A 22,840-nucleotide genomic window follows, 5' to 3' on the forward strand; every position below is an offset into this window, starting at 1 on the left:
GTCAGCGGCGTCCGCTGAACGACGACGCGCTGTGCGAGGAGCCGCCCGTGGAGGTGCTGTAGACCGAGGCGCTGCCGGAGCCGCCGCGACGACGGTTGCCGCCGCCCTGGCCACCGGTCTTGGCGCCTGCCTTGGCGCCGGGGCGGCTGCCGCCGGCGCGGGAGGAGGACTGGCCGGTGCCGCCCTGGCCGCCGGAGCGACGCGAGCGGTTGCGAGCGCCGCCGCCGCTGCGGGCCTGGCCCTGCTCGCCGGCGGGGCGCGTACCCGCCGGTGCCGGGGGTGCGTAACCACCCGGCACCAGCGTGCGCTCGCCCGGCGCGAGCTGGACGAGGATCGGGTGGCCCATCGAGGTGACCTTGGTGGTGGTCGGCTTGATGCCGGCCAGCCGGGTCAGGTCGCGCACGTCGCGCACCTGGTCGTCGGTCATCAGGGTGATCACGGTGCCCTCGGCGCCGGCGCGGGCGGTGCGGCCCGAGCGGTGCAGGTAGGCCTTGTGCTCGGACGGCGGGTCGGCGTGCACCACGAGGGCGACGTCGTCGACGTGGATGCCGCGGGCCGCCACGTCGGTCGCCACCAGGGTGGAGGCCTTGCCGGAGTGGAACGCCTCCATGTTGCGGGTGCGGGCGTTCTGCGACAGGTTGCCGTGCAGCTCGACCGCGGTGACGCCCTTGCTGTTGAGCTGGCGGGTCAGCGCCTTGGCACCGTGCTTGGTGCGGGTGAAGATCACCGTGCGGCCGGGGGCGCTGGTCAGGTCGACCAGGACCGGGACGCGCTGCTCGCGGCCCACGTGGAGCACGTGGTGCGACATCTTCGAGACCGGGGACTGCGCCGAGTCGGCCTGGTGGGTGACCGGGTTGGTCAGGTAGCGCTTGACCAGGACGTCGATCGCCTTGTCGAGGGTGGCGGAGAAGAGCAGCCGCTGGCCCTGCTTGGGGGTCTTGTCCATGATCCGCTTGACGCCGGGCAGGAAGCCCAGGTCGGCCATGTGGTCGGCCTCGTCGAGGATGGTGACCTCGATGGCCGAGAGGTCGCAGTGACCCTGGCCCATCAGGTCCTCGAGGCGGCCGGGGCAGGCGATGACGATGTCGACGCCCTTCTTCAGGCCGGCGACCTGCGGGCCCTGACCGACGCCGCCGAAGACGGTCAGCGTGGAGAGGCCGGCCTCCTTGGCGAGCGGCATCAGGGCCTCACGGAGCTGGGTGACCAGCTCGCGGGTCGGCGCCAGGATCAGCGCGCGGGGCTTGCGCGTCATCGCGGGCAGCTTGCTCGCGTCGAGGCGGGCGACCAGCGGCAGCAGGAAGGCGTAGGACTTGCCCGAGCCGGTCCGGCCGCGGCCGAGGACGTCGCGTCCGGCCAGCGAGTCGGGCAGCGTGGCCGCCTGGATGGGGGTGGGGATGGTGATGCCTTGCGCCTCGAGCACTGCGGACAGGTTCGAGGGCACGCCGAGTTCGGCGAAGTTCATGTGTTGATCTTTCGGTTGGTGTCTCACCAACGCGCTTCCGCCGGTGGCGGGGCTGACGGTCTCGGACCGCTGCGTGTGCCTCACGAGTGTGAGGGCGGGGCCCGAGCGTGTCGGGCTCCGCAGGACGCTCGAGGCAAGACTTGACGAGGCGTCTGCAGGGGACACTACTCCGCCGTTCCGATATCCGGTGAATCCCCGCTCTTTCTCCCCGCTGCTGTGCCAGGGCGTCAGCGGAAGGCCAGCGCCCCGTCGTCGATCGCCCCGCGCCGGATGGTGCGCACGTCGTGCACGTAGTTCTGCCGCAGCTTCCACGGCTCGACCGAGCCCTGCTTGGGCAGCCGGTCGAGCGCGCGCAGCACGTAGCCGGCGCCGAAGTCCATGAACGGCGCCTCGCCCACGGCCGGGTCGCGGACCGGGACGGCCGAGGCATACCCGTGCGCGTCGAGGTGGGTCAGGAGGCGGCAGACGTACTCGGCGACCAGGTCGGCCTTGAGCGTCCACGAGGCGTTGGTGTAGCCGATCGTGAAGGCGAAGTTCGGCACGCCGGTGAGCATCATCGCCTTGTAGGCCATGGTCGAGGGCAGGTCGACCGGCTTCCCGTCGACGCTCAGCTCCAGCCCGCCGAAGGCGAGCAGGTTGAGACCGGTGGCGGTGACCACCAGGTCGGCGTCCAGATGGGTCCCGTCGGTGAGCCGCACGCCGGTCTCGTCGAAGGTCTCGATGGTGCCGGTGGCGACCGCGGCGTCGCCCTGCTTGATCGCGCGGAAGAGGTCGCCGTCGGGGACCAGGCACATCCGCTGGTCCCACGGCCCGTAGGTCGGCTTGAAGTGCACGTCGACCGGGTAGTCCTCGGGCAGCATCCGTGCGTTGAGCTTGCGGATCATCTTCCGCACCGGGCCCGGCCACTTCTGCGAGGCCTCGAAGAGCAGCGTCGCCTGGGCGACGTTCTTCCAGCGGGTCACGGCGTACGACGCCTTCTCCGGCAGGAACCGCTTGAAGGCGCGGCCGATCTTGTCGATGCCGGGCACCGGCAGCACGTAGGTCGGGGAGCGCTGCAGCATGGTCACGTGCGCCGCGCCGCCCTCCTCGACGGCCGGCAGCGCCATCGCCGGCACCAGGGTCACCGCGGTCGCACCGGAGCCGATCACCACCACCCGCTTCCCGGCGTAGTCCAGGCCGGCCGGCCAGTGCTGCGGGTGCACGACGGTGCCGCCGAAGTCGGCCAGGCCGGGCAGCTCGGGCAGGTAGCCGCGGTCGTAGTCGTAGTAGCCGCTGCAGGCCCAGAGGAAGGAGCAGGTGTAGGTCTCGTGCGCTGTGATCATCCCCCCGCCGACGTCCTCGTGGGTGGTCTCCACGGTGACCGTCCAGAGGGCGTCGTCGGAGTCCCAGTCGGCGGCGACGACGCGGCGGTCGTAGCGCACGTGCCGGTCCACCCCGTGCTCGGCGGCGGTCTCCTTGACGTACTCCAGGATCGAGGCGCCGTCGGCCAGCGCCTTCTCCCCGCGCCACGGCTTGAACCGGTAGCCGAGGGTGAACATGTCGGAGTCCGAACGGACGCCGGGGTAGCGGAAGAGGTCCCAGGTGCCGCCCATCCGCGGGCGGCGCTCGAGGACCAGGTAGCTCTTGCCCGGCAGCTCGCGGCTCAGCTGGCTGGCCGCTCCGACCCCGGAGAGGCCGGCTCCGATGATCAGTACGTCGACGTGCTCGACGGGGGCGTGAGTGTGCATCCGGTGAATGTAGCCGCCGGGACCCTCAGACGGCAGGGGGCCGCAGCGCGTCCTCGGGGTTGTCGCCGGGCGACTCGTCGGCGAGCAGCACGCTGACCATGCCGTTGGGCTCCAGGTAGGCGCGACGGACCGTCGAGACGTCGTCGATCCCGTGCAGCCGCAGCTGCGACATCACCTCGTCGTAGGACATGAACTCGCGCCGCATCACGTGCCGGTTGAGCTCGCCGTCGCGGATCAAGGGCTTCGCCCTGGCCTTGACCACCTTGCCCAGGGCCGGCCACCGGTAGGAGAGAGCGTCGAGCAGCACGCTCCAGAAGAGCAGGGTGACCACCAGGACCAGCCCGTCGCCGACGGAGCTGGCCTCGCCGGTGAGCCCCGCGCTGGCGGCGTTGACCACCAGGACGACCAGCAGCAGGTCGGTGAGGCCGAGCCCGCCGGCCTCGCGCTGGCCGACGATCCTCATCAGGAGCATCAGCGCCAGGAAGGTGACCGTTCCGCGCAGGACGAGCTCAAGCACCGGCGCGTTGAGCGCGAAGACCGTGGCGAAGTCAGGCATGCCCCCACTTTGTCAGGCCTGGACGGCCGCCCCGGAGGCGAGCAGCCCGTCGACGTCGGAGACGCCCCAGGCCTCCAGCGCCTCCCGGGTGCTGCCACCCACCGCCTGCGGGGAGCACTGCACGGTCGCCGCGGTCCGGGAGAAGCGCGGCGCCGGGGCCGGCTGCAGCACGCCGTCTCGCTCGACGTAGGTGCCGCGGGAGGCCAGGTGGGGGTGGCGCGCGGCTTCGGCCATCGGCACGATCGGGAAGACGCAGGCGTCGGTGCCGTCGAAGACCTCGGCCCACTCGGCCTGGGTGCCCTCCTTGAAGCGGGCGGTGAACGCCTCGCGGATGGCGGGCAGGTTGGCCGGGTCGTCGCGGTCGGGCAGCTCCTCGAGCCCGAGCAGCCGGAGCAGCTCGGCGTAGAACTGCGGCTCGAGCGCGCCGACCGACACGTGCTTGCCGTCGCTGGTCTCGTAGACGTCGTAGTACGGGACGCCGCCGTCGAGCAGCGAGGCGGCGCGTCGCTCCCCCAGCACGCCCATGGCCTGCAGGCTGGCGCCCATCAGGTTGAGGTGCGCGGTGCCGTCGACGATCGCGGCGTCGACCACCTGCCCCTGCCCGGAGACCTTCGCCTCGAGCAGCGCGGCGAGCACGCCGATCACCAGGTAGGTGGAGCCGCCGCCGAAGTCGCCGAGCAGGTTGCTCGGGAAGTGCGGCCGCGCCCGGTCCTGGCCGAGGCCGTGCAGCACCCCGGCGGCCGCCACGTAGTTCATGTCGTGCCCGGCGACCTCGGCGAGCGGGCCGTCCTGGCCCCAGCCCGTCATCCGGCCGTAGACCAGCGCCGGGTTCTTCTCCCAGCACTGCTCGGGCCCGAGGCCGAGGCGCTCGGTGACGCCGGGGCGCATCCCCTCGACGAGGACGTCGGCGCTCGCGACCAGCTCGAGGACGGCGGCCACCGCCGCCGGGTTCTTCAGGTCGAGGGCGACGCTGGGCCGCCCGCGGGTCAGCAGGTCGGCCGGACCGCCGCCGAGCGGGTTGCCGCCCGGCCGCTCGATGCGGATCACGTCGGCGCCCAGGTCGGCCAGGATCGTGCAGGCGTGCGGCCCCGGCCCGATCCCGGCGATCTCCACGACCTTGACCCCGCGCAGCGGACCCGTTCCCTGACCGAGCTCGTATGTCATGCGCCACATTGTGACAGAACTGCTGTCACGGTTGGGCACGTCAGTCAAGCCGGTGCCGCATCTACCGGACTGGGTATTCCGGGTTTGGTGCTGCCGCGGCCGGGCATGCGCTGGTTCGGGAGGTGCGCCCATGAGCGTTCAGGTGATTCACGACGCGTTCACCCAGGCGAGGAGAGACGTGGCGGAGGCGAGCGCGCGGCTGGACCGGGACCGAGCCAGGATCGACCGCAGGGTGTCGGCGTTCCTCGGCAGCGCTTGTTGTAGTGCCTGAGGGCGTTCTTGGGATTGGAGTGCCACTTGCCCTGGGACTACTTCCTCTCGCAATAGGACTCGACATGACTGTCAACAACCACTGCCGCGTCTGTGGCTACGACTGGGGCGAGCCGCCGTGGGGCGTCACGGGCAAGACCCCGAACTTCGAGATCTGCCCTGTGTGCGAGGTGGAGGCCGGATACGAGGACAACAGCCCCGAGAGCACCCGCGCTTACCGCGCGAGCTGGCTCGCCCGAGGCGCGCCATGGGCGGACGAGGAGGTCCCGCACGACGGTCTCAGCACCGAGGAGCGCCTGCGCCATGTCCCTCCGGGGTTCGAGTGAGGCCGCGATGACTCACGGACCGGTCCTCGGAGCGGCGGACCGGCCGGACCCGCTCGAGGAGATGGCCCGATCCGCGCCGGCCGCCGCGCTCCTGCGCAGCAGCCTCGCCGCCCTGGCCCAGCAGCACGAAGGGACACCCCTGGCCGGGTTGCTCCGTGACGTGCTGGCCGGGAGACGTCCGTGGCAGGACCTACGCCATGACCCCGTGCTCATGGAGACCGCCCGGCGGGGGGTGCAGGACTACCGCGACCATCTTGCCTCTCTCACGCCTGAGGAGCGCGTCGCCCTGACGGCCGAGGGGGAGTCGCTGGCAGCCCGCGACGAGGGCTGACGCCCAGCTAGCCGGCCACCAGCCCGTGCGCGTGCGCGAAGACCACGATCTGCACCCGGTCGCGCAGCGCGAGCTTGCGCAGGATCGCGCCCACGTGGGTCTTCACCGTGGACTCGCTGGTGAAGACCCGCCCGGCGATCTCGGTGTTGGACAGCCCCAGGGCCACCGCGTCGAAGATCTCCCGCTCCTTCTCGGTGAGCGCCAGGTACGCCGCCGGCGCGGGGGCGGGCGAACGGAACTGACCGTCGAGCAGGGTGGAGAGGTCCTGCGGCGCGAGCACCGCGTTGCCGGCGTGCACCGTGCGGATCGCGGTCGCCGCCCGGTCGTCGAGGTTGAAGGTGGTCAGCACCACCACCCGCAGCGGCTTGGCGCGGCGGGCGGCCCGCTCGGGGGAGAAGAGCTGCCGGGTGGCCTCCACGCCGTCCATCTCCGGCATCCGGATGTCCATCAGCACCACGTCCGGCTCGAGCTCGTCGACCAGGCGCACCGCCTCGAACCCGTCACCGGCCTCGCCGACCACGCACATGCCCTCCTGGGCGTCGACGATCACCGCGACGCCGGCGCGGAAGAGCACCTGGTCGTCGACGAGCAGCACCCGGATCTGCTCGGCGGTCACGACTCACCCGCCCGCAGCGGTATCCACGCGGTCACGGTGAAGGTCGGGCCGGACTCCTCCTGCCGGCGGCGTACGTCGAGCCGCCCACCGACCGCCTCGACCCGGCGTCGCATCCCCTCCAGGCCGCGACCGGCCGAGGGCCGCGGCTCCTCGGGCAGCCAGGCCGTCAGCGGCTCCTCGTCCAGCGCCCGGATCGGCATGGTCGGCACGTCGCCGGTCAGGTCCTCGCCGGCGTCGGTGGTGGGCTCGACCTCGTTGCGCACCTCGATCCGCAGCTCACCCTCCCAGTGCCGCTCCACGTGCACCACGCCGTCGCGCCGCCCGTGCCGGATCGCGTTGGTGAGCATCTCCTGGAGCACCCGGAAGGCGACGGTCTCCAGCTCGGGAGGCAGCGGACGCGGAGCGCCCTCCTCGGTGGAGAGCACCCGGTGGCCGCTGCCCGGACCCGAGGGTCCGACAGGAGGAGCATCATGGCTCCACGCTCCCCCGGCGCGGGGGTCGAGCGGCTCCACCTGAAGTGCCGGAGCGCTGTCCTGGAGGACGAGACGGCACCCCCGAGGGCCAGGTCCGGATCCCACTTTGGGGGATTGCAACTCGTTGCACACTGTGTCACTCTTCCGCGGTGGCCCTTGAACACGCCCTGCTGGTGGCACTCCGCGAGAAGCCCGGCTCCGGACTGGAGCTGGCCCGCCGGTTCGACAGGTCGATCGGCTTCTTCTGGCACGCCACCCACCAGCAGATCTACCGGGTGCTGGGCCGGATGGAGTCCGACGGCTGGCTCGCCGTCGAGGTGGTGCCCCAAGCCGGCAAGCCGGACAAGAAGGTCTACGCCGTCACCGACGCCGGGGCCGAGGTGCTCGCGCGGTGGCTGGCCGCGCCCAGCCCGATGGAGGACCCGCGCAGCGAGATCGCGGTGAAGATGCGCGGCGCCTCGTTCGGCGACCGGGAGGCCGTGCTGGAGACGGTGCGGGGCAACCTCGCCGACCACCAGCTGCGGCTGGCCCACTACCGCCAGCTGCACAAGCAGTACGCCGACCCGTCGGCACTGACCGGCCACGAGCTCGACCAGTACCTCGTGCTCCAGGGCGGCATCGGCCTGGAGCAGTTCTGGGTCGGCTGGCTCGAGGACTACATCGACGCCCACAGCAAGGACCGCTCATGAGTGACTACCCCCACCTGCTCGCCCCGCTCGAGCTCGGCCCGCTGACCCTGCGCAACCGCGTGGTGATGGGCTCGATGCACACCGGCCTGGAGGACGCCCCCTGGCACCTCGACCGGCTCTCGGCCTACTTCGCCGAGCGCGCCCGCGGCGGCGTCGGCCTGATCGTCACCGGCGGCTACGCGCCCAACAAGCGCGGCTGGCTCAAGCCCTTCGCCTCGGAGATGACCACCCGGCTGCAGGCGATGCGGCACCAACAGGTCACCGAGGCGGTGCACGCCGAGGGCGGCGCGATCGCGATGCAGATCCTGCACGCCGGGCGCTACGCCTACCACCCGTTCAGCGCCGGCGCCTCGACGCGCAAGTCGCCGATCACCCCGTTCAAGCCCGCCGCGCTGTCGGCCAAGGCCGTCGACCGGACCGCGACCGACTTCGCCAAGTCCGTCGCGCTCGCCAAGAAGGCCGGCTACGACGCGGTCGAGATCATGGGCTCCGAGGGCTACCTGATCAACCAGTTCCTCGCCGCCCGCACCAACGACCGCACCGACGCCTGGGGCGGCAGCGCGGAGAAGCGGATGCGCTTCCCGATCGAGGTGGTGCGCCGCACCCGCGAGCTGGTCGGCGACTTCCCGGTGATGTACCGCATCTCGCTCCTCGACCTGGTCGAGGAGGGCCAGACGTGGGAGGAGACCACCGAGCTCGCGCTGCGCCTGGAGGAGGCCGGCGTCACCGCGTTCAACACCGGCATCGGCTGGCACGAGGCGCGGGTGCCGACGATCATCACCCAGGTGCCGCGGGCGGCGTGGCGCTCGCTCACCGCCCGGCTCAAGGCCGAGGTCTCGGTGCCGGTCTGCGCCTCCAACCGGATCAACACCCCCGAGGTTGCCGAGGAGATCCTGGCCGCCGGCGAGGCCGACCTCGTCTCCATGGCCCGCCCGCTGCTCGCCGACCCCGACTTCGTGGCCAAGGCCGCCGCGGGCCGCGCCGACGAGATCAACACCTGCATCGCCTGCAACCAGGCCTGCCTGGACCACACCTTCTCCAACAAGACGTCGTCCTGCCTGGTCAACCCCCGCGCCTGCCACGAGACCCTGCTGGTGCTCTCCCCCGCCCGCCGCAAGGAGTCGGTCGCCGTCGTCGGCGCCGGCCCCGCCGGCCTGGCCACCGCGGTCAGCGCCGCGGAGCGCGGGCTGGCGGTCACCGTCTTCGAGAAGGCCCCGCAGATCGGCGGGCAGTTCCGGCTGGCCATGCAGGTGCCCGGCAAGGAGGAGTTCGCCGAGACGCTGCGCTACTACGCCCGGCGCCTCGAGGTGCTCGGCGTCGACGTCCGGCTCTCCACCGAGGCCCGCCCCGACGACCTGGCCGGCTTCGACCACGTCGTGGTGGCCACCGGGGTGGAGCCCCGGGTGCCGCAGATCGACGGCATCGACCACCCCAAGGCGGTCTCCTACGCCGACGTGCTGGCCGGCCGGGTCACGGTCGGGCGCCGGGTGGCGGTGATCGGCGCCGGCGGCATCGGCGTAGACGTCTCGCACTTCCTCGCCCACGACCCGGGCGAGACCTTCGACGACTGGATGGCGCAGTGGGGCGTCGGCGACCCGTCGCTGCACCGCGGCGGGCTGACGGAGCGCAAGCCCCGGCCGGTGGTGCGGGAGGTGACGCTGGTCCAGCGCAAGGAGACCCCGATCGGGATCGGCCTGGGCAAGACCTCGGGCTGGGCCCACCGCGCGGTGCTCAAGCAGTCCGGCGTGCGCCAGGTCAGCGGGGCGACGTACGACCGGATCGACGACGCCGGCCTGCACCTGACCGTCGGCGGCGAGCCGGAGCTGCTCGAGGTCGACCACGTGGTGGTCTGCGCCGGGCAGGAGTCGGTGCGCGACCTGTACGACGCCCTGCAGCGCCCGGCCCAGCTCCCCGGCGGTGCCGCTCCGCACCGGGTCGGCGGAGCCACGGTGCATCTGGTCGGCGGAGCCACGGTGCATCTGGTCGGCGGAGCCGACGTCGCCGCCGAGCTCGACGCCAAGCGGGCGATCAAGCAGGGCACCGAGGTCGCGGCCGCGCTGGGCTCCTGACCCGACGCCCGGACCTGCTCAGCGGGTGAGCTCGGCGGTGACGTAGTCGTCGTTGCAGGGCTGGGAGCGGCCGCCCACGATCGGGCACTGCGGGCCGTGGTCCGCACCCTTGGTGACGGTGTAGACGTCGAGGCGCGCCTTGCGGTTGAAGGGCTTCGGGTCCTCGGCGCCGTCCAGCGAGATGGTGACCCGGTTCCTGGTCCGGTCCCACTGGGCCTGCGCGGGCAGCGAGACCCCCTCCTCCTCACCGGCGCGGGTGAAGGTGGCGCGGGTGACGACCTTGCCCGATCGGAAGCGGGTGCGCACCTTCACCGTGCTGCCGTCGGGGTAGTACACGCTGCCGAAGACCCGGGTGCTCTTGCGGTTGATCCGCTCCAACTTGGCCACGAAGACCGTCTCGGCCTCGTCGTAGGTCAGGGTGCCGCGCACCAGCTGGTTGGCTCGGTTCTGCAGACGGGGCCCCGACTCGTCGGTGACGGTCACGCTCTCGGCCCAGGCCGGCTGCGCGGCCGCGAGCAGACCCGCGGTCAGCACCGCGGCGACCGCGCCGGCGCGTCGCCGCCCGGCGGCGCCGCTCACCGCTTGCCCGCTCGCCTGGCCTTGGCCTTCTCTACGGCTGACCTGATCTTCGCCTGGTTGTGAGGCTTGCGCGCCTCGTCGTAGACCTTCTTGGCGACACCGGCCATGGCGAGCTTCCGCATGATCTTCATGGGCCCGTCGTACCCCTGATGCCCCCCTCCTCATGCGTCGGCCGTGCGAGGGCCATGCGTCGTCAGGCGCCGGTGGCGTGCCGGACCCACACGTTCGGCTCCACGTAGACCGCGGTGCCGTGCTCCGCGTCGCAGTGCACGGGCGTCAGGGCTCCCGGCACCTCCACCGGTCCGGTGCGGTCGAACGGCAGGCCGGTCCAGGCCCGCCACTGCGCCAGGGTCCCCGGGATCACCATCGAGCGCGGCGCGACCTTCTCGATCCGGCCACCCACGCGGGCGTGCACCCGCAGCCACGGGTCGACGGGCAGTCCGTCGTCGCGGGTGCGGAAGGCGTAGCGCGCCATCGGCTCGGCGGGGTCCTTCGTGCCGTTGGGTCGCACCGGGGCGAGCAGCTCGCCGAACCCGAGCCGGGCGGCGTTGTCGCGCAGCGCGAGCAGGACCGGACCCGACAGCCCACGGCCCTGCAGGTCGGGGCGGATCGCGATCTCGATCGCGGAGACGTGCGTGGCCGGCTCGCCGGTGAGCCCGGCCTGCACGGCCCGGCGGATCACCCCGTCCCAGCCGTCGTCCGGCAGCTCGTCGCCGGCCAGCGGGAACGGCACCGAGTGGGCCTTGGCCACCATCGCACCGTCCGCGTCGAGGCAGACCAGGACGAACTCGGCGAACCGCTCGAGGTTGCCGTAGTAGATGTTGCCGATCGGGTCGTGGAGCATGAACTCCGGCCACGAGCTCTCCATGTCCCAGAACCGGTCCATCAGGTCCGGGCGCTCGGCCAGGGTCACGATCCCGGCGATCCCGGCGATCCCGGCGATGTCGGCGTTCATGCCGCCATCCTCCCAACCTCCGCCTCGGACTCGGTCCGCGGGCTTCGCCCCTACACTCACTGCTCGTGAGCCAAGAGCCGAGCCGGACCGCCTCCCACGTCGTCGAGGACTGCCCCACGATCGCGGTCGTCGGTCTGGGCTACGTCGGCCTGTCGATCGCGGTGCTGCTCTCCCAGCACTGCGACGTGGTCGGCGTCGAGGTCGACCCCGCCAAGGTCGAGGCGCTCAACGCCCGCCGCTCGCCGATCCACGACGCCGAGATCTCCGACTTCCTGGCCACCCGCGACCTGCGGCTCACCTTCACCCTCGACGGCACCGAGGCCTACGCCGGCGCCGAGTACGTCGTGATCGCCACCCCCACCGACTACGACCCGGCCACCAACTACTTCGACACCTCCTCGGTCGAGACCGTCATCGCCCAGGTCCACGCCGCCAACCCCGACGCGGTGATGGTGATCAAGTCGACCATTCCCGTCGGTTTCGTCGACGACGTCCGGGCGCGCCTCGGCACCGACAACGTCATCTTCTCCCCCGAGTTCCTGCGCGAGGGCAAGGCCCTGCTCGACAACCTCCATCCCTCGCGGATCATCGTCGGGGAGCGCAGCGCGCGGGCCCGGCGCTTCGCCGACCTGCTGCTCGCCGGCTCCCTGGAGTCCGACGTCCCGGTGCTGCTCACCGACCCCACCGAGGCCGAGGCGATCAAGCTCTTCGCCAACACCTACCTCGCGATGCGGGTCGCCTACTTCAACGAGCTCGACTCCTTCGCCGTCACCCGCGGCCTCGACACCCGCGCGATCATCGACGGCGTCGGCCTCGACCCCCGGATCGGCACCCACTACAACAACCCGTCGTTCGGGTACGGCGGCTACTGCCTGCCCAAGGACACCAAGCAGCTGCTCGCCAACTACTCCGAGGTCCCGCAGACCCTGATCTCCGCGATCGTCGAGGCCAACCGCACCCGCAAGGACTTCATCGCCTTCGACATCCTCGACCGGAAGCCCTCCGTGGTCGGGATCCACCGCCTGATCATGAAGGCGGGCTCGGACAACTTCCGCTCCTCCTCGGTGCAGGGCATCATGAAGCGGATCAAGGCCAAGGGCGTGGAGGTCGTCGTCTACGAGCCCGAGCTCACCGACGACACCTTCTACGGCTCCCGGGTCATCCGTGACCTCGACACCTTCAAGGCCGAGGCCGACCTCATCGTCGCCAACCGCCTCACCAACGACATCAAGGACGTTGCCGACCGCGTCTACACCCGGGATCTCTTCGGCTCCGACTGAGGCGGGCGCCACCCGGGCGGCGGTGGATGACCAGGGAGATCAACGCGATGCGACCGCTCCGCTACTCGATCAACGTCACGCTCGACGGCTCCTGCCACCACGAGGCGGGCCTGCCCCCCGACGAGGAGTCGATGCGCTACTGGACCGACGCGATGGCGCGCGCCGACGCCCTGCTGCTCGGCCGGGTGACCTACGAGATGATGGAGTCGGCGTGGCGCCGGCCGGCCACGGGCACCTGGCCGGACTGGATGAGCGAGTGGGAGGTCCCGTTCGCCGAGGCCATGGACACCGCCAGGAAGTACGTCGTGTCGAGCACGCTGAGCGAGGCCGACTGGAACGCCGAGCTCGTGAGGGGCGACCTGGGCGAGACGGTCCGGCGGCTCAAGCAGGAGCCGGGCGAGGGCCTGTGGGTGGGCGGGGTGACGCTGCCCACCGCCCTGGCGGACCTGGGGCTCATCGACGAGTACGAGTTCGTGGTGCAGCCGGTCCTCGCCGGACACGGTCCGACGCTGCTCGCCGGCCTGCGCACGCCCACCCGGCTCGAGCTGGTGGACCGCCACGAGCTCGGGTCGGGGGCGGTCGCCCTGCGCTACCGACCCACGCCGGCTCCGGCCTGAGACGAGGCGCCGAGGCAGACCGGTCGCAGACGCCTGCTCAGTAGTGTCGCGCCATGACCGGTGCCGACGAGCTCGAGCTGACCAAGACCTCCCGCAAGGCCTGGGGTGCCCTGGAGGTGGTGCACGTCCTTGCCCACTTCGCGGCGCCCGTCACCCAGGCCTACGTCGACCTGGGGCTACGGCCCCGGCTCTCCTACTTCGCGGCGCGCTCCGCACCCTTCGGCGCGGTCGGCCCGGCGGTGCCGGCGGCCACCTTCTACGGCTTCGCCCCCTGGCTCTTCGACAAGACCCTGCCCTCCTCCTGGGAGATCGCCTCGCCCGAGGAGGTGCTCGACGCCCAGCGCCGGTCGATCACCGAGGTGATGGCGCAGGTGTCGGCTCCGATCGAGGAGGGGGACGTCGCCGAGCTCGCCGGCCTGCTCCGGACGGTCTGCGACGGCCTGACCGCCCCGGGACGTCCGCTCTACGCCGCCTACGCGGCCCTCCCCTGGCCCGAGGACCGCGGGCTCGCGCTCTGGCACGCGGCCACCCTCATCCGCGAGCACCGCGGCGACGGCCACCTCGCCCTGCTGGTCCGCGCCGAGCTCGACCCGGTGGAGGCGGGCGTCCTCAACGGCCTCTTCGCGGGCACCACGGAGTTCCTCCGGGCCACCCGCGGCTGGAGCGACGAGGAGTACGACGCCGCCCGGGCGCGGTTGGCGGCCCGGGGCCTGGTCGCCGACGGAGCGCTCACCGAGGAGGGCGTGCGCTTCCGCCGCGAGCTGGAGCGCGAGACCGACCGGCTGGCCCTGGAGGGCTGGCGCCACCTCGGCCTCGACGGCACCCGCCGGGTCCTGGAGCTGGCGGTGCCGCTGCGCGACGCCACGCTGGCCAGCGGATTCCTCCCCGACTGGATGACCGGGGGCCGCTGACCGCGCGGGTCAGGTCACGCGCCGGCGCGCTCCTCGGCCCGGAAGGAGTCCCGTCCGCGACCACCCGAGAGGTGGTCGCGCCGGCGGTCGGCCACCAGGACGTCGTTCCCACGCTGGCCGAACATCGAGTCCCGGCCGTAGCCACCCCGGAGCACGTCGTCGCCGGAGCCGCCGCAGAGCAGGTCCTTGCCCGCGCGGCCGGCGAGGATGTCGTCGCCTCATGCTGCGCACACCAGCGGGTACAGGACGCCATGACCACGACACCAGGCGAGCCCCTGACCGACCCCGAGATCGTCCCCAGCGGCGACCCCGCGCCGATCCCAGACCCCGGCGCCCCCATGCCCGGCGAGGACCCGGGAACGATCCCGGACCCCGACTCCCCGGAGACCGAGCCCGCACCGCTCTAGCGTGCTCCCCGGCGCGCTCAGGCTGGTGACCGCCAACGCCGCCGCCGGCCGCAGCGGGGAGGGTCCGCCCGACCTCGCGCCGTTCGCGGCGGCCGCGGCGGCGCTGGACCCTGACGTCCTCGCGGTCCAGGAGGTCGACCACCTGCTGCCGCGCTCCGGGGACGTCGACCAGACCGGACTGCTGGCCCGCACGCTGGCGGCAGGCGGACCGGAGTGGCACGCCCGCTTCGCAGCGGCGGTCCTCGGGTCACCGGGGAACGTCGCCACGATGCGGTCCGCTCCCGCCACCGACCTCGCCGAGCCGTCGTACGGCGTCGCGCTGCTGAGCCGGCACCCGGTGCAGGAGTGGTGGGAGCACCGAATGACGCCGTCGTCGGTGAAGGTGCCGGTGCGCAAGCCCTCGTGGACCGACGAGGAGCACGTCGTCGTCGGCGACGAGCAGCGGGTCGCGCTCGCGGCCCGGGTGGCGGCACCGGGCGGCCCGGTCACCGTGGTCACCACCCACCTCTCGTTCGTCCCGTGGCGGGCGGCGGGCCAGCTGCGCGAGCTGGTCGCCTGGGCCCGGGACCTGCCGCGGCCGCTGGTGCTGATGGGCGACCTCAACCTGCCGGCCGGCCTGGTCACCCGGTTGACCGGCTGGTCACGGGTGCCCTCGGGATCGACCTATCCGGCACACCGGCCGGTCGCCGCGCTCGACCACGTGCTGCTGGCGGCGGGATCCGCGCTGCGGCCGGTCACCGGGGCGACGACCCACCGGCTGGCGGGCAGCGACCACCTGGGCGTGCTGGTGGAGCTGGGCGCCGGGGGGCGCTGACTACCGGCGCCACCAGGGCTTGCGCCCGGCGTCGCCGGGCTCGCCGGCGTCGTCGGGCTCGCCGCCGGGCTGCGGCGCGGACGGCGGGGTCGCCTCGCCGAGCAGGATGGCGCGCGACTCCTCCGGGCTCATGGCGGGCTTCGGCTTGAGCACGAAGCGCGGCACCTCGCGCTCCTCGGTGGGCACGAAGCCGACCTGGGCGGCGTCGTACGAGGCCGTCCCGAAGGCCTGCTCCATCAGCTCGTCGCGGTCGTCGCCGACCTGGGCGACCCGCTCGACCCGCGCCAGCGCGGCGATCCGCTCCAGCCGCGCCTCGGCGCCGTCGGGGTAGACGATGACGCGCCGGCCGTGGTGGGTGCGCTCCAGGTCGTCGAGCAGGGCCTGGAGCGCGTGCGGCAGCGGGGCGTGGGAGGTGTCGGGCAGGGTCAGCCGGAACTCGGCGTCGGTGGCGTCGGGGGTGCCGGGCGGCAGCTCCTCCACCAGCCGGACGCGCGGCTCACCGCGGTAGGAGCGGTGCACGATCCGCAGCTCGAGGGTGGGGTCCTCCACCGGCTGGGTGCGCTCCTCGTGCACCCGGCTCCACGGAGCCGCCAGCAGCACCCGCAGGTCGGAGAACTCCGCGTCGAGCAGGGCGTCGACGCAGCCGATCACCTCGTCGGCGGCCTGCTCGAGCGAGCAGTCGGTGAGCCGTTCGGCCACCGGCACCACCACCTCGAGGTAGGGCACCTCGTAGTTGCGCCCGTGCACCCGGCGCTTGGGGCGCATCGCCGGGACCAGGTTGGCCAGGTAGGGGTCGTTGTAGCGGTTGACCTGGTCGGCGCGGCGCAGCACCTGCGACCGGCCCAGGTGCCACGACCGGGCCTCCCGGTCGACCACGAAGACGGCCCCGACCTGGGCCAGCTCGTGACCCAGCGCCATGTCCTCGCCGAGCCGCAGCGTCGGGTCGAAGCCGCGGGAGGCGCGGTAGAGGTCGCGGGTCACCGACCCGGTCATCCCGATGTGCACCCGCTGGGCCCGCGGCCCGGCCAGGGTGAGGTCGCGGGTGCGGCGCCAGTAGCCCTCCACCCACTTGTGCTCCTCGTGCGGCTGGCCAGGGAAGAAGTCGCCCGCCTCGCCGGCCGCGACCCGGTCGCGCACCAGCGCGGGGTCGAGCTCCAGGACCCACTCGGGGTCCACGAAGCGCTTGTCGCCGCCGGGCACCGCGTAGTCGAGGAGGTGGTGCCACCGCATGTGCGCCTCGACCTCCTCGCGGTAGGGGAGCATGTCGGCGTCGTACCAGTGCAGCACGTCGCCGTCGCTGCCCTCGAAGCCGAGGTGGCAGGCGTTGGCCCGGCCCCAGCCGGCCTCGACCCGCAGGATGCGGGTGTGCTCCGGCCGCACCTCCGGCAGCTCCAGCGGCGGGGTGGACTGGTCGTCGACCACCACCACCTCGAGCAGGTGACCCGGATAGCTCTGCCCGGCCAGCCCGGCCAGCACGTAGGGCAGCGTCCGGTGGTAGTTGAACGCCGGTACGACCACGGAGACCGACAGGCGCGGCTCCCACTCCCCCAGCCGCGGCGGCTCCAGGGAGCTGTAGTCGTTGTGCCGCACCAGCGGCTGTCGTGGCATCAGTCGACTCCCCCGTCGGCTCCTGACTCGATCTCGCTGCTGGGCCGGAAGCCCGACCACTCGGTGTCGATGATCTCGGGTCGCCGGAACTCGTCGTCGTCCCGGGTCCAGGTGTGGCCGTCGCCGACCCGGCGCAGCACGTAGCCGAGCCCGTGGGTGCGGTAGATCCGGCCCCCGGCCGCCTCCACGCCGCTGAGCAGCTGGGTGTCGACGAACCGGCGGACCCGGCGGAAGCCGCCGAGCGAGTCGAGCAGCTCGCGGCTCAGCAGGGTCGTGCCGCCGGCGACGAACCGGTTGAAGACCTCGGAGGGGTGGTTGCGCCGCACCGTGAGGTCGCGCTCGGCGAGGTAGACGAACTCGCTCGGCATCCCGACCACGTCGGCTCCGGAGAAGCGCCGCGCCATCAGCAGGTCGTGGACGGCGTTCGGGGAGTACCAGTCGTCGTCGTCGATCTTGAGCAGCAGCCCGGCCGAGGCGGCGTCCTTGGCGGCGTTGAGGACGTCACCGAAGTAGGCCTCCTCGGGGATCTCCAGCACCGTGGCCGGCACGTCGCCGAGCAGCTCGCGGACCCGGTCGCGGTCGGGCGAGAAGCCGTGGGCGGCGAGCACCAGCTCGACGTCCGCGCCGCGCTGACGGGCGACCTGGCCGAGCACGAACTCCAGCTGGTGCGGCCGGCGGGTGGCGAGCAGGATGCTGACCGGCGGGAGGGCGGAGCGGCTGCCCAGACCGGCCACGGCGGCCAGCCCCGCGCGCCACACCAGCGTGGAGTGGGCGTCGAAGGCGGCGCGCCGCACCCGCAGCGCGTGCTCCTCGCGGGCCAGCGGGTCCTCGAGGTCGCCGGCGCCGTCCAGGGTGGCCCGCAGCACCGGGTCCAGCCGGGGGGCCTCGTGCGGCTGCTGGCCGGTCGCCAGCAGCGGGACGCCGGCCATCGCCAGCCGCAGCACCTGGGCGGCGTCGTCGCGGGACAGGTCGACCCGGACGCCCTGGTGCGCACGGGCTGCGGCGACCACGGCCTCGGTGACGCCGGCCGGGCCGGGTGCGAGGTCGAAGAGGTCCACGACCGGCTTCTCCCACTGCTTGCGCCAGCCGATCGGGTTGAAGACCAGCTCGTCGACCGGGTCGAGCCCCGGGGAGCGGACCACCGTCGGGGCACGGTCGATCACGTGGTGGCTGGCCGGTACCGGCGCGCCCGACTCCACCGATCCGGCTGCCGCCGCGTCGGTCAGCACCACGTCGGGCGGCACGTCGCGCTCCGGGTCGCCGGCCTGCTCGGGGTCGCCCAGGTGCAGGGCGCGCGGGTCGAGGCCGGGCGCCGGCCCGCGGCCGGAGTAGGCCAGCACGAGGCCGTGGTGGGTGGGGTCCGCTGCCGGCACGGACTGGCGGGCCAGCTCGGCGATCACCAGGTGGGCACCGACCGGCTCGGCGAAGCGAGCCACCGTGAGGAAGCCGGCGTGGTCCTGCTCGCCCTTCTCACCGTGCAGCGGCCGCGCGTGCAGGCTGGTCATCAGCGGCCACTCGCCACGCGGGTGCAGCACCAGCGGCGCGCACCCCTCGGTGAGCCAGACGCCGACGGTGCGGCACTGGCCCAGCCGCGGCACCATCGAGGCGGCCCGGCGCAGCGCGGCGCGGTCGGAGGCGACCAGCAGCACGGTCTTCCAGCCCCGCTTGACCGGCTGCCCGGGCTCGACCTGCGACAGCGCGAGCAGCGAGCCCTCGAACCCGACGGGGAGCGCGGCCACCACCGGGTCGTCGCCGGCGACCACCAGCACGGGGGCCGGGGAGTTGGCGAAGAAGGAGTCGAGGGGGTGGGTCACCGGGTGGTCCTCTCACGCGGGGCCCGCTCCCGCAGGGCGGCGGGCAGGCTGTGCTTGACCAGGGGCCTGGGGGCCTGGCGGAGCCAAGTCTGGGTCACGTGGTCGATGACGTGCACGCCGGGCGGGGCGGTCACCTTCGTCAGCCCGCCCAGCTCCTCGGCGCGGCCCTCCCGGATCGCCCGGTCGACCTCGAACTCGCGGAGCTTGCGGTAGAGACGGGTGGAGGTGAAGTCGACCCCCTCGGTGCGCCAGTGGGCGTACTCGTCGGCGTCGAGCCACTTGACCTCCACGACCAGGCCCTGGGGCAGCACCACCCGCTCGATGCCGGGCGGGAACTCGCGCAGCTCCCAGTCGAAGGCCTTGACGAAGGTGAACTCCGGGCCCATCGGATAGACCCACGGCTCGAGGAAGCGCAGGCTCAGGTCGAGCCAGCCGGTGGAGTCGTCGACCACGGTCAGCGGGTGGCGCGGCATCGCCACGATCGCCTCGGTCGCCTGGAGCTGCCAGGAGAGGTCGGCCAGGATCCGCGAGCCCTCCGGGGTGAGCACCATGTCGCCGTCCCACTTCATCGAGTAGGTGGTACGGACCTGGCTGAAGGACCAGTTGTAGAAGTGGGTCAGGGAGTGCACCGAGGTGGCGGGGGTGGCCAGGTGCTCGCCGCCCGCCCGGGCGACCCGGTGGGGGTAGTCGAGCACGGTGAGCCGGTCGGCGGCGCCATGCTCGGCCGCCACCCGGCGGGCCACGTCGGCGGTGCCGTCGTCGGAGCCGTTGTCGACGACCAGCACGTGCTGGACCGCCGCCATGATCGGCGGCAGCACCCACGGCAGGTTGCGGGCCTCGTTGCGGAGCCGGAAGACGCAGGTCAGGCCGGGCTCGAGGGGGCGCGGGCGCCCCTGCTCGTCGTGCCAGGGCCAGTGCACGTCGAAGTCGGGGAGGCCCTCCAGGCAGGCGATGTCAGCGGGCACGCCCCATCGCCTTCCGGATCGTGCGCCGGGCGGAGGCCGGCACCATCGCGCGCACCCGGTGCGGCACCCGGTCGAGCCCGCCGCCCGGCTGCTCGGCTCGGCCCTCCTCGCGTCCCTGGCGCACCCCCTCGCGGCGGGCGGCCAGCACGCTGGAGGCCGCGAACGCCTCCGCCTCCTCGTACTGCTCGCCGTAGGCGGTGCGCAGCTGGTCGCAGGTCCGGTGCGCCTCGGGGGTGTCACCGCCGGGCTCGGCCATCGAGTCGAGCACCCGCCAGGTCTCGTCGGCGAGCTCGCGCAGTCGCGCCGGCACCTGGACGTCGTCCCAGGTGAGGGTGACGCGGCGCAGCGAGGGGTCGATGAAGGAGTGGACGGCGGCGATGTCGGTGGCCATCGCGGTCTTCACCGCGTGGAGGTCGAAGGCCTCGCCGAGGGCGAAGACCGGCACGGTCCAGTCGGCCAGCATGTCGGCGTACCGGACGAAGGCGCGCTGCTCCCCCCGGGTGGCCCGCTCGGTGCCGAGCATCATGTTGACCCACGCGGCGGTGCGGGTGGTGCCGCCCTGCTTGGCGTCGTAGTACTTCTGCTTGCTGCCGACCACCTCGGTGACCGGCCGCAGCATGGTCACGTAGGAGGTGGTGGCCCCGTTGCGCTCGGCCGCGGCGCGCCACAGGCCCAGGAACCAGGCGGCGCGGGGGTCCTTGAGCACCAGCTCGTCGGCGCCCCCGGACGCGGTGTCCAGCTGCTCGGCCAGCCACCCGGTGACCCGCTCGCGGACGGCGTGGTCGGCGCTCACCTGACCGGCGTCGAGCCAGGCACGGGGCCGGGCGTCGGAGACCTGCACCCCCGAGCGGCGCAGCAGCTCGTCGTGGAGGTCGACGAGCCACTGGGGCTCCCCGAACCCCTTGGGGTTGGTGGTGTCGGCGGCCACCTCGGGCTGCGGCACGTGCAGGCCCAGGGTGCGCAGCGTGCCGGCCATCGTGCTGGTGCCGCTGCGCCCCGACCCGACGACGTAGACGACACGACGGGGGCTGCTGGGCGCACTCGGCTCGGCACTCATGCGGGTCAGCGTAGTGGCCTGGCCGCCAGGCTCCGCGTCACCGGTCGGCGGGCTGCGAGGCGATCATGTCGGCGTACCAGCGGAAGGAGCGCTTCGGCGTGCGCCGCTGGGTCTCGAAGTCGACGTGCACCAGCCCGAAGCGGCGCTCCAGCCCCTTGGCCCACTCGAAGCAGTCCAGCAGCGACCAGGCGTAGAACGCGCGGACGTCGACGCCGCGGTTGACCGCCTCGGAGACGGCACGCAGGTGCGAGTCGTAGAAGTCGATCCGCGCCTGGTCGTCGACCACGCCGTCGGCGTCCGGGCCCGTGTCGTAGGCGCAGCCCGCCTCGGTGATGAAGATCGGCGGCAGCGCGGCCCGGTAGCGGGCCCGGAAGATGATCAGCCACTCGCGCAGCGCGTCGGGCACCACCGGGGAGCCGGCGTCGGTCTGCGGGTAGCCGACCACGTCGACGAACTCGAACGGGTTCTCCTGCTCCTCGGGAGCCGCCGCGATGCGCAGCGGGTAGTAGTAGTTGACGCCGTAGAAGTCGAGGGGCTGGCGGATGGTGGCCATGTCGCCGGGCTCGACGACGTCGTCCATCATCGGGGCCAGGTCGACCGGGTAGCGGCCGAGCAGCATCGGCTCCAGGAAGAGCCCGTTCCACATCTGGTCGAAGATCTTGCTCATCCCGGTGTCGGCCACGTCCTCGCTGGCCGGCCAGATGGGTGCGTGGTTGTTGGCGCACCCCACGCTCCGGGCGCCCGCGGCCCGCAGCGCGGAGGCGGCCCGGCCGTGGGCCAGCAGCTGGTGGTGGGCGGTGGGCAGCGAGTCGAAGAGGAGCCCCTTGCCGGGGGCGTGCCGGGTCTCGGCGTAGCCGAGCATGGTGACCACGTTGGGGTCGTTGATCGGCACCCAGTGGGTGACCCGGTCGGCGAGCCGCCCGGCCACCACGGCCGCGTAGTCGGCGAACCGGCCGGCGGTGGCCCGGTTGAGCCAGCCGCCGTCGTCCTCGAGCCCCTGGGGCAGGTCGTAGTGGTAGAGCGTCGCCATCGGCGAGAGGCCCTGCTCCAGCAGGCTGTCGACGAGCCGGTCGTAGAAGTCCAGGCCGGCGGCGTTGACCGGGCCGGAGCCGGTGGGCAGCACCCGGGACCAGGAGACGGAGAAGCGGTAGCCCGGGGCTCCCAGCTCGCCGAGCAGCGCGGCGTCCTCGGCGACCCGGTGGTAGTGGTCGGCCGCCCGGTCGCCGGTGCTGCCGTCGGCCACGTGGCCCGCCTCGTGGGTCCAGGTGTCCCAGACGCTCGGCCCGCGGCCGTCCTCGGCGACGGCGCCCTCGTGCTGGTAGGCGGCGGTGGCTGTCCCGAAGTGGAACCCGGCGGGCAGCAGGGGGAAGTCCCCCGACCCCCGGTTTTGGTTGGGACTGGTCACCCAGAGACGATATCTGGATGCAGATCAGCGTGTACGCCGGTTCGGAAAGGTTCGCCTCACGGCAGCCGGACCGCGTCACCCACCACTCGTTCTCGTTCGGGGAGTTCTACGACCCCGACAACGTCGCCTTCGGCCCGCTGATCGCCCACAACGACCACCACCTCGCCTGGGGGGCCGGCTACCCCGACCACCGCCACTTCGACGTCGAGCTGGTCACCTGGGTGCTGCACGGCGCGCTGGTCCACACCGACTCGCTGGGCACCACCTCCACCCTGCCGGCCGGGACCGTGCAGGTGCAGTCGGCCGGCTCCGGCATCACCCACGCGGAGATGGCCGCCACCGGCGCACAGCCGACCCGGTTCGTGCAGTCGTGGCTGCGGCCCGACGAGCCCGGGGAGCCGCCCGCCCGGTTCACCGCCGCCGGCCTGGCCGGCCCGGGCCTGGTCGCGGTGGCCGGCGAGGGTGGGCAGCTGCCGATCGGCACCCGCGGCGCCACCCTGTGGATCGGCAAGCTGGCCGCCGGCACCGACCACGGGCTCCCCACCAGCCCCCGCCACCACCTCTTCGTGGCCACGGGCACGGCGCGGCTGCTGCTGCCGGCCGGCGAGCCGACCCTGCTGGAGCCCGGCGACGCGGTCCGGCTGTGGGAGGCCGGCGACGAGCGCGACCTGGCGGTGGAGGCGGTCACCGACGCCGAGATCCTGCTCTGGACGTTGCCGGACTGAGGCCGACCCGGGGCCGCCGG

24 protein-coding genes and 1 pseudogene are annotated in these 22,840 nt (G+C 73.0%); 10 read left to right on the forward strand and 15 right to left on the reverse strand.

Annotation, left to right across the window (positions count from 1 at the left end):
- Position 1 precedes the first annotated feature (1 nt).
- The 4 genes from AC4BG9_RS10100 to AC4BG9_RS10115 form a co-directional block, all read right to left on the reverse strand.
- Positions 2-1,462: a DEAD/DEAH box helicase gene (locus tag AC4BG9_RS10100; RefSeq protein ID WP_490570967.1), complete on the reverse strand. Its 1,461-nt coding sequence runs from the start codon at positions 1,460-1,462 to the stop codon at positions 2-4.
- A gap of 227 nt (positions 1,463-1,689) precedes the next feature.
- Positions 1,690-3,189 carry a flavin-containing monooxygenase gene (locus AC4BG9_RS10105; RefSeq protein WP_490570968.1) on the reverse strand — a complete coding sequence of 500 codons (1,500 nt, stop codon included), beginning with the start codon at positions 3,187-3,189 and terminating at the stop codon, positions 1,690-1,692.
- A 25-nt stretch (positions 3,190-3,214) separates the two neighbouring features.
- Positions 3,215-3,745, reverse strand: coding sequence for a DUF421 domain-containing protein (locus AC4BG9_RS10110; RefSeq protein WP_490570969.1), 531 nt, complete (start codon positions 3,743-3,745; stop codon positions 3,215-3,217).
- A 12-nt stretch (positions 3,746-3,757) separates the two neighbouring features.
- Positions 3,758-4,909: a CaiB/BaiF CoA transferase family protein gene (locus AC4BG9_RS10115; protein WP_490570970.1), complete on the reverse strand. Its 1,152-nt coding sequence runs from the start codon at positions 4,907-4,909 to the stop codon at positions 3,758-3,760.
- Positions 4,910-5,244: 335 nt separating this feature from the next.
- Here AC4BG9_RS10115 and AC4BG9_RS10120 point away from each other — a divergent pair, with 335 nt between their 5' ends.
- A complete protein-coding gene (locus AC4BG9_RS10120; RefSeq protein WP_490570971.1) occupies positions 5,245-5,505 on the forward strand; it encodes a hypothetical protein in 261 nt (86 codons plus the stop codon).
- Between the two features lie 7 nt (positions 5,506-5,512).
- Complete coding sequence (locus AC4BG9_RS10125; RefSeq protein ID WP_490570972.1) at positions 5,513-5,836, forward strand: hypothetical protein; 324 nt, start codon at positions 5,513-5,515, stop codon at positions 5,834-5,836.
- Between the two features lie 7 nt (positions 5,837-5,843).
- Here the strand turns inward: AC4BG9_RS10125 and AC4BG9_RS10130 are convergent, their stop codons facing one another.
- Together AC4BG9_RS10130 and AC4BG9_RS10135 are read right to left on the reverse strand one after the other, a co-directional pair.
- On the reverse strand, positions 5,844-6,452 hold the full coding sequence (locus AC4BG9_RS10130; RefSeq protein ID WP_490570973.1) for a response regulator transcription factor: 609 nt from the start codon (positions 6,450-6,452) through the stop codon (positions 5,844-5,846).
- A complete protein-coding gene (locus AC4BG9_RS10135) occupies positions 6,449-6,877 on the reverse strand; it encodes a sensor histidine kinase (RefSeq protein WP_490570974.1) in 429 nt (142 codons plus the stop codon). The genes AC4BG9_RS10130 and AC4BG9_RS10135 overlap by 4 nt, the downstream gene beginning before the upstream one ends.
- A gap of 197 nt (positions 6,878-7,074) precedes the next feature.
- Here AC4BG9_RS10135 and AC4BG9_RS10140 point away from each other — a divergent pair, with 197 nt between their 5' ends.
- A complete protein-coding gene (locus AC4BG9_RS10140) occupies positions 7,075-7,614 on the forward strand; it encodes a PadR family transcriptional regulator (RefSeq protein ID WP_490570975.1) in 540 nt (179 codons plus the stop codon).
- Positions 7,611-9,683 carry an FAD-dependent oxidoreductase gene (locus tag AC4BG9_RS10145; RefSeq protein WP_490570976.1) on the forward strand — a complete coding sequence of 691 codons (2,073 nt, stop codon included), beginning with the start codon at positions 7,611-7,613 and terminating at the stop codon, positions 9,681-9,683. The genes AC4BG9_RS10140 and AC4BG9_RS10145 overlap by 4 nt, the downstream gene beginning before the upstream one ends.
- An 18-nt stretch (positions 9,684-9,701) precedes the next feature.
- Here AC4BG9_RS10145 and AC4BG9_RS10150 read toward each other — a convergent pair whose 3' ends face one another.
- From AC4BG9_RS10150 to AC4BG9_RS10160, 3 genes are all read right to left on the reverse strand, one after another.
- Positions 9,702-10,262, reverse strand: coding sequence for a hypothetical protein (locus AC4BG9_RS10150; protein ID WP_490570977.1), 561 nt, complete (start codon positions 10,260-10,262; stop codon positions 9,702-9,704).
- On the reverse strand, positions 10,259-10,393 hold the full coding sequence (locus tag AC4BG9_RS10155; protein ID WP_490570978.1) for a hypothetical protein: 135 nt from the start codon (positions 10,391-10,393) through the stop codon (positions 10,259-10,261). Before AC4BG9_RS10155 ends, AC4BG9_RS10150 begins: the two co-directional genes overlap by 4 nt.
- Positions 10,394-10,455: 62 nt before the next feature.
- A complete protein-coding gene (locus AC4BG9_RS10160) occupies positions 10,456-11,217 on the reverse strand; it encodes an N-acetyltransferase (RefSeq protein WP_490570979.1) in 762 nt (253 codons plus the stop codon).
- 119 nt (positions 11,218-11,336) lie between these two features.
- On the opposite strand from AC4BG9_RS10160, the gene AC4BG9_RS10165 reads away from it, so the two are divergent.
- The 3 genes from AC4BG9_RS10165 to AC4BG9_RS10175 are packed head-to-tail and all read left to right on the forward strand — an operon-like array spanning position 11,337 to position 14,025.
- Positions 11,337-12,497 (forward strand): nucleotide sugar dehydrogenase, encoded by a 1,161-nt coding sequence (locus tag AC4BG9_RS10165; protein ID WP_490571074.1) that lies wholly within the window; start codon positions 11,337-11,339, stop codon positions 12,495-12,497.
- A gap of 26 nt (positions 12,498-12,523) precedes the next feature.
- A complete protein-coding gene (locus AC4BG9_RS10170; RefSeq protein WP_490570980.1) occupies positions 12,524-13,114 on the forward strand; it encodes a dihydrofolate reductase family protein in 591 nt (196 codons plus the stop codon).
- A gap of 53 nt (positions 13,115-13,167) precedes the next feature.
- Complete coding sequence (locus AC4BG9_RS10175) at positions 13,168-14,025, forward strand: SCO6745 family protein (protein ID WP_490570981.1); 858 nt, start codon at positions 13,168-13,170, stop codon at positions 14,023-14,025.
- Positions 14,026-14,039: 14 nt separating this feature from the next.
- Here AC4BG9_RS10175 and AC4BG9_RS10180 read toward each other — a convergent pair.
- Positions 14,040-14,237, reverse strand: a pseudogene (locus AC4BG9_RS10180) (calcium-binding protein); the annotation flags it as partial.
- Between the two features lie 39 nt (positions 14,238-14,276).
- Here AC4BG9_RS10180 and AC4BG9_RS10185 point away from each other — a divergent pair.
- Together AC4BG9_RS10185 and AC4BG9_RS10190 are read left to right on the forward strand one after the other, a co-directional pair.
- Positions 14,277-14,432, forward strand: a complete 156-nt coding sequence (locus tag AC4BG9_RS10185; protein ID WP_490570982.1) for a hypothetical protein — start codon at positions 14,277-14,279, stop codon at positions 14,430-14,432.
- Between the two features lie 25 nt (positions 14,433-14,457).
- Positions 14,458-15,246, forward strand: a complete 789-nt coding sequence (locus tag AC4BG9_RS10190; protein WP_490570983.1) for an endonuclease/exonuclease/phosphatase family protein — start codon at positions 14,458-14,460, stop codon at positions 15,244-15,246.
- On the opposite strand, the gene AC4BG9_RS10195 is transcribed toward AC4BG9_RS10190, so the two are convergent.
- From AC4BG9_RS10195 to AC4BG9_RS10215, 5 genes are read right to left on the reverse strand one after another with little or no spacing between them, the layout of a single operon-like run.
- The gene (locus tag AC4BG9_RS10195) at positions 15,247-16,854 is read right to left on the reverse strand and encodes a glycosyltransferase family 2 protein (RefSeq protein ID WP_490570984.1); all 1,608 of its coding nucleotides are present in this window, start codon (positions 16,852-16,854) and stop codon (positions 15,247-15,249) included. It abuts the gene before it with no gap.
- Positions 16,854-18,668: a glycosyltransferase family 2 protein gene (locus tag AC4BG9_RS10200; RefSeq protein ID WP_490570985.1), complete on the reverse strand. Its 1,815-nt coding sequence runs from the start codon at positions 18,666-18,668 to the stop codon at positions 16,854-16,856. Before AC4BG9_RS10200 ends, AC4BG9_RS10195 begins: the two co-directional genes overlap by 1 nt.
- Positions 18,665-19,633 carry a hypothetical protein gene (locus tag AC4BG9_RS10205; RefSeq protein WP_490570986.1) on the reverse strand — a complete coding sequence of 323 codons (969 nt, stop codon included), beginning with the start codon at positions 19,631-19,633 and terminating at the stop codon, positions 18,665-18,667. Before AC4BG9_RS10205 ends, AC4BG9_RS10200 begins: the two co-directional genes overlap by 4 nt.
- Positions 19,623-20,690, reverse strand: a complete 1,068-nt coding sequence (locus tag AC4BG9_RS10210) for a sulfotransferase family protein (protein WP_490570987.1) — start codon at positions 20,688-20,690, stop codon at positions 19,623-19,625. Before AC4BG9_RS10210 ends, AC4BG9_RS10205 begins: the two co-directional genes overlap by 11 nt.
- Positions 20,691-20,727: 37 nt before the next feature.
- Positions 20,728-22,095: a GH1 family beta-glucosidase gene (locus AC4BG9_RS10215; protein WP_490570988.1), complete on the reverse strand. Its 1,368-nt coding sequence runs from the start codon at positions 22,093-22,095 to the stop codon at positions 20,728-20,730.
- A 17-nt stretch (positions 22,096-22,112) separates the two neighbouring features.
- Here AC4BG9_RS10215 and AC4BG9_RS10220 point away from each other — a divergent pair, with 17 nt between their 5' ends.
- The gene (locus AC4BG9_RS10220; protein WP_490570989.1) at positions 22,113-22,820 is read left to right on the forward strand and encodes a pirin family protein; all 708 of its coding nucleotides are present in this window, start codon (positions 22,113-22,115) and stop codon (positions 22,818-22,820) included.
- The last annotated feature ends 20 nt before the right edge of the window (positions 22,821-22,840 follow it).

The organism is Nocardioides sp. Z40_12, from assembly GCF_058215795.1.

Coding starts and splice junctions, on each gene's coding strand:
- AC4BG9_RS10100 (WP_490570967.1), bottom strand. CDS start 1,462: ATGAACTTCGCCGAACTCGGCGTGCCCTCGAACCTGTCCGCAGTGCTC.
- AC4BG9_RS10105 (WP_490570968.1), bottom strand. CDS start 3,189: ATGCACACTCACGCCCCCGTCGAGCACGTCGACGTACTGATCATCGGA.
- AC4BG9_RS10110 (WP_490570969.1), bottom strand. CDS start 3,745: ATGCCTGACTTCGCCACGGTCTTCGCGCTCAACGCGCCGGTGCTTGAG.
- AC4BG9_RS10115 (WP_490570970.1), bottom strand. CDS start 4,909: ATGACATACGAGCTCGGTCAGGGAACGGGTCCGCTGCGCGGGGTCAAG.
- AC4BG9_RS10120 (WP_490570971.1), top strand. CDS start 5,245: ATGACTGTCAACAACCACTGCCGCGTCTGTGGCTACGACTGGGGCGAG.
- AC4BG9_RS10125 (WP_490570972.1), top strand. CDS start 5,513: ATGACTCACGGACCGGTCCTCGGAGCGGCGGACCGGCCGGACCCGCTC.
- AC4BG9_RS10145 (WP_490570976.1), top strand. CDS start 7,611: ATGAGTGACTACCCCCACCTGCTCGCCCCGCTCGAGCTCGGCCCGCTG.
- AC4BG9_RS10155 (WP_490570978.1), bottom strand. CDS start 10,393: ATGAAGATCATGCGGAAGCTCGCCATGGCCGGTGTCGCCAAGAAGGTC.
- AC4BG9_RS10160 (WP_490570979.1), bottom strand. CDS start 11,217: ATGAACGCCGACATCGCCGGGATCGCCGGGATCGCCGGGATCGTGACC.
- AC4BG9_RS10170 (WP_490570980.1), top strand. CDS start 12,524: ATGACCAGGGAGATCAACGCGATGCGACCGCTCCGCTACTCGATCAAC.
- AC4BG9_RS10175 (WP_490570981.1), top strand. CDS start 13,168: ATGACCGGTGCCGACGAGCTCGAGCTGACCAAGACCTCCCGCAAGGCC.
- AC4BG9_RS10185 (WP_490570982.1), top strand. CDS start 14,277: ATGACCACGACACCAGGCGAGCCCCTGACCGACCCCGAGATCGTCCCC.
- AC4BG9_RS10195 (WP_490570984.1), bottom strand. CDS start 16,854: ATGCCACGACAGCCGCTGGTGCGGCACAACGACTACAGCTCCCTGGAG.
- AC4BG9_RS10210 (WP_490570987.1), bottom strand. CDS start 20,690: ATGAGTGCCGAGCCGAGTGCGCCCAGCAGCCCCCGTCGTGTCGTCTAC.
- AC4BG9_RS10220 (WP_490570989.1), top strand. CDS start 22,113: ATGCAGATCAGCGTGTACGCCGGTTCGGAAAGGTTCGCCTCACGGCAG.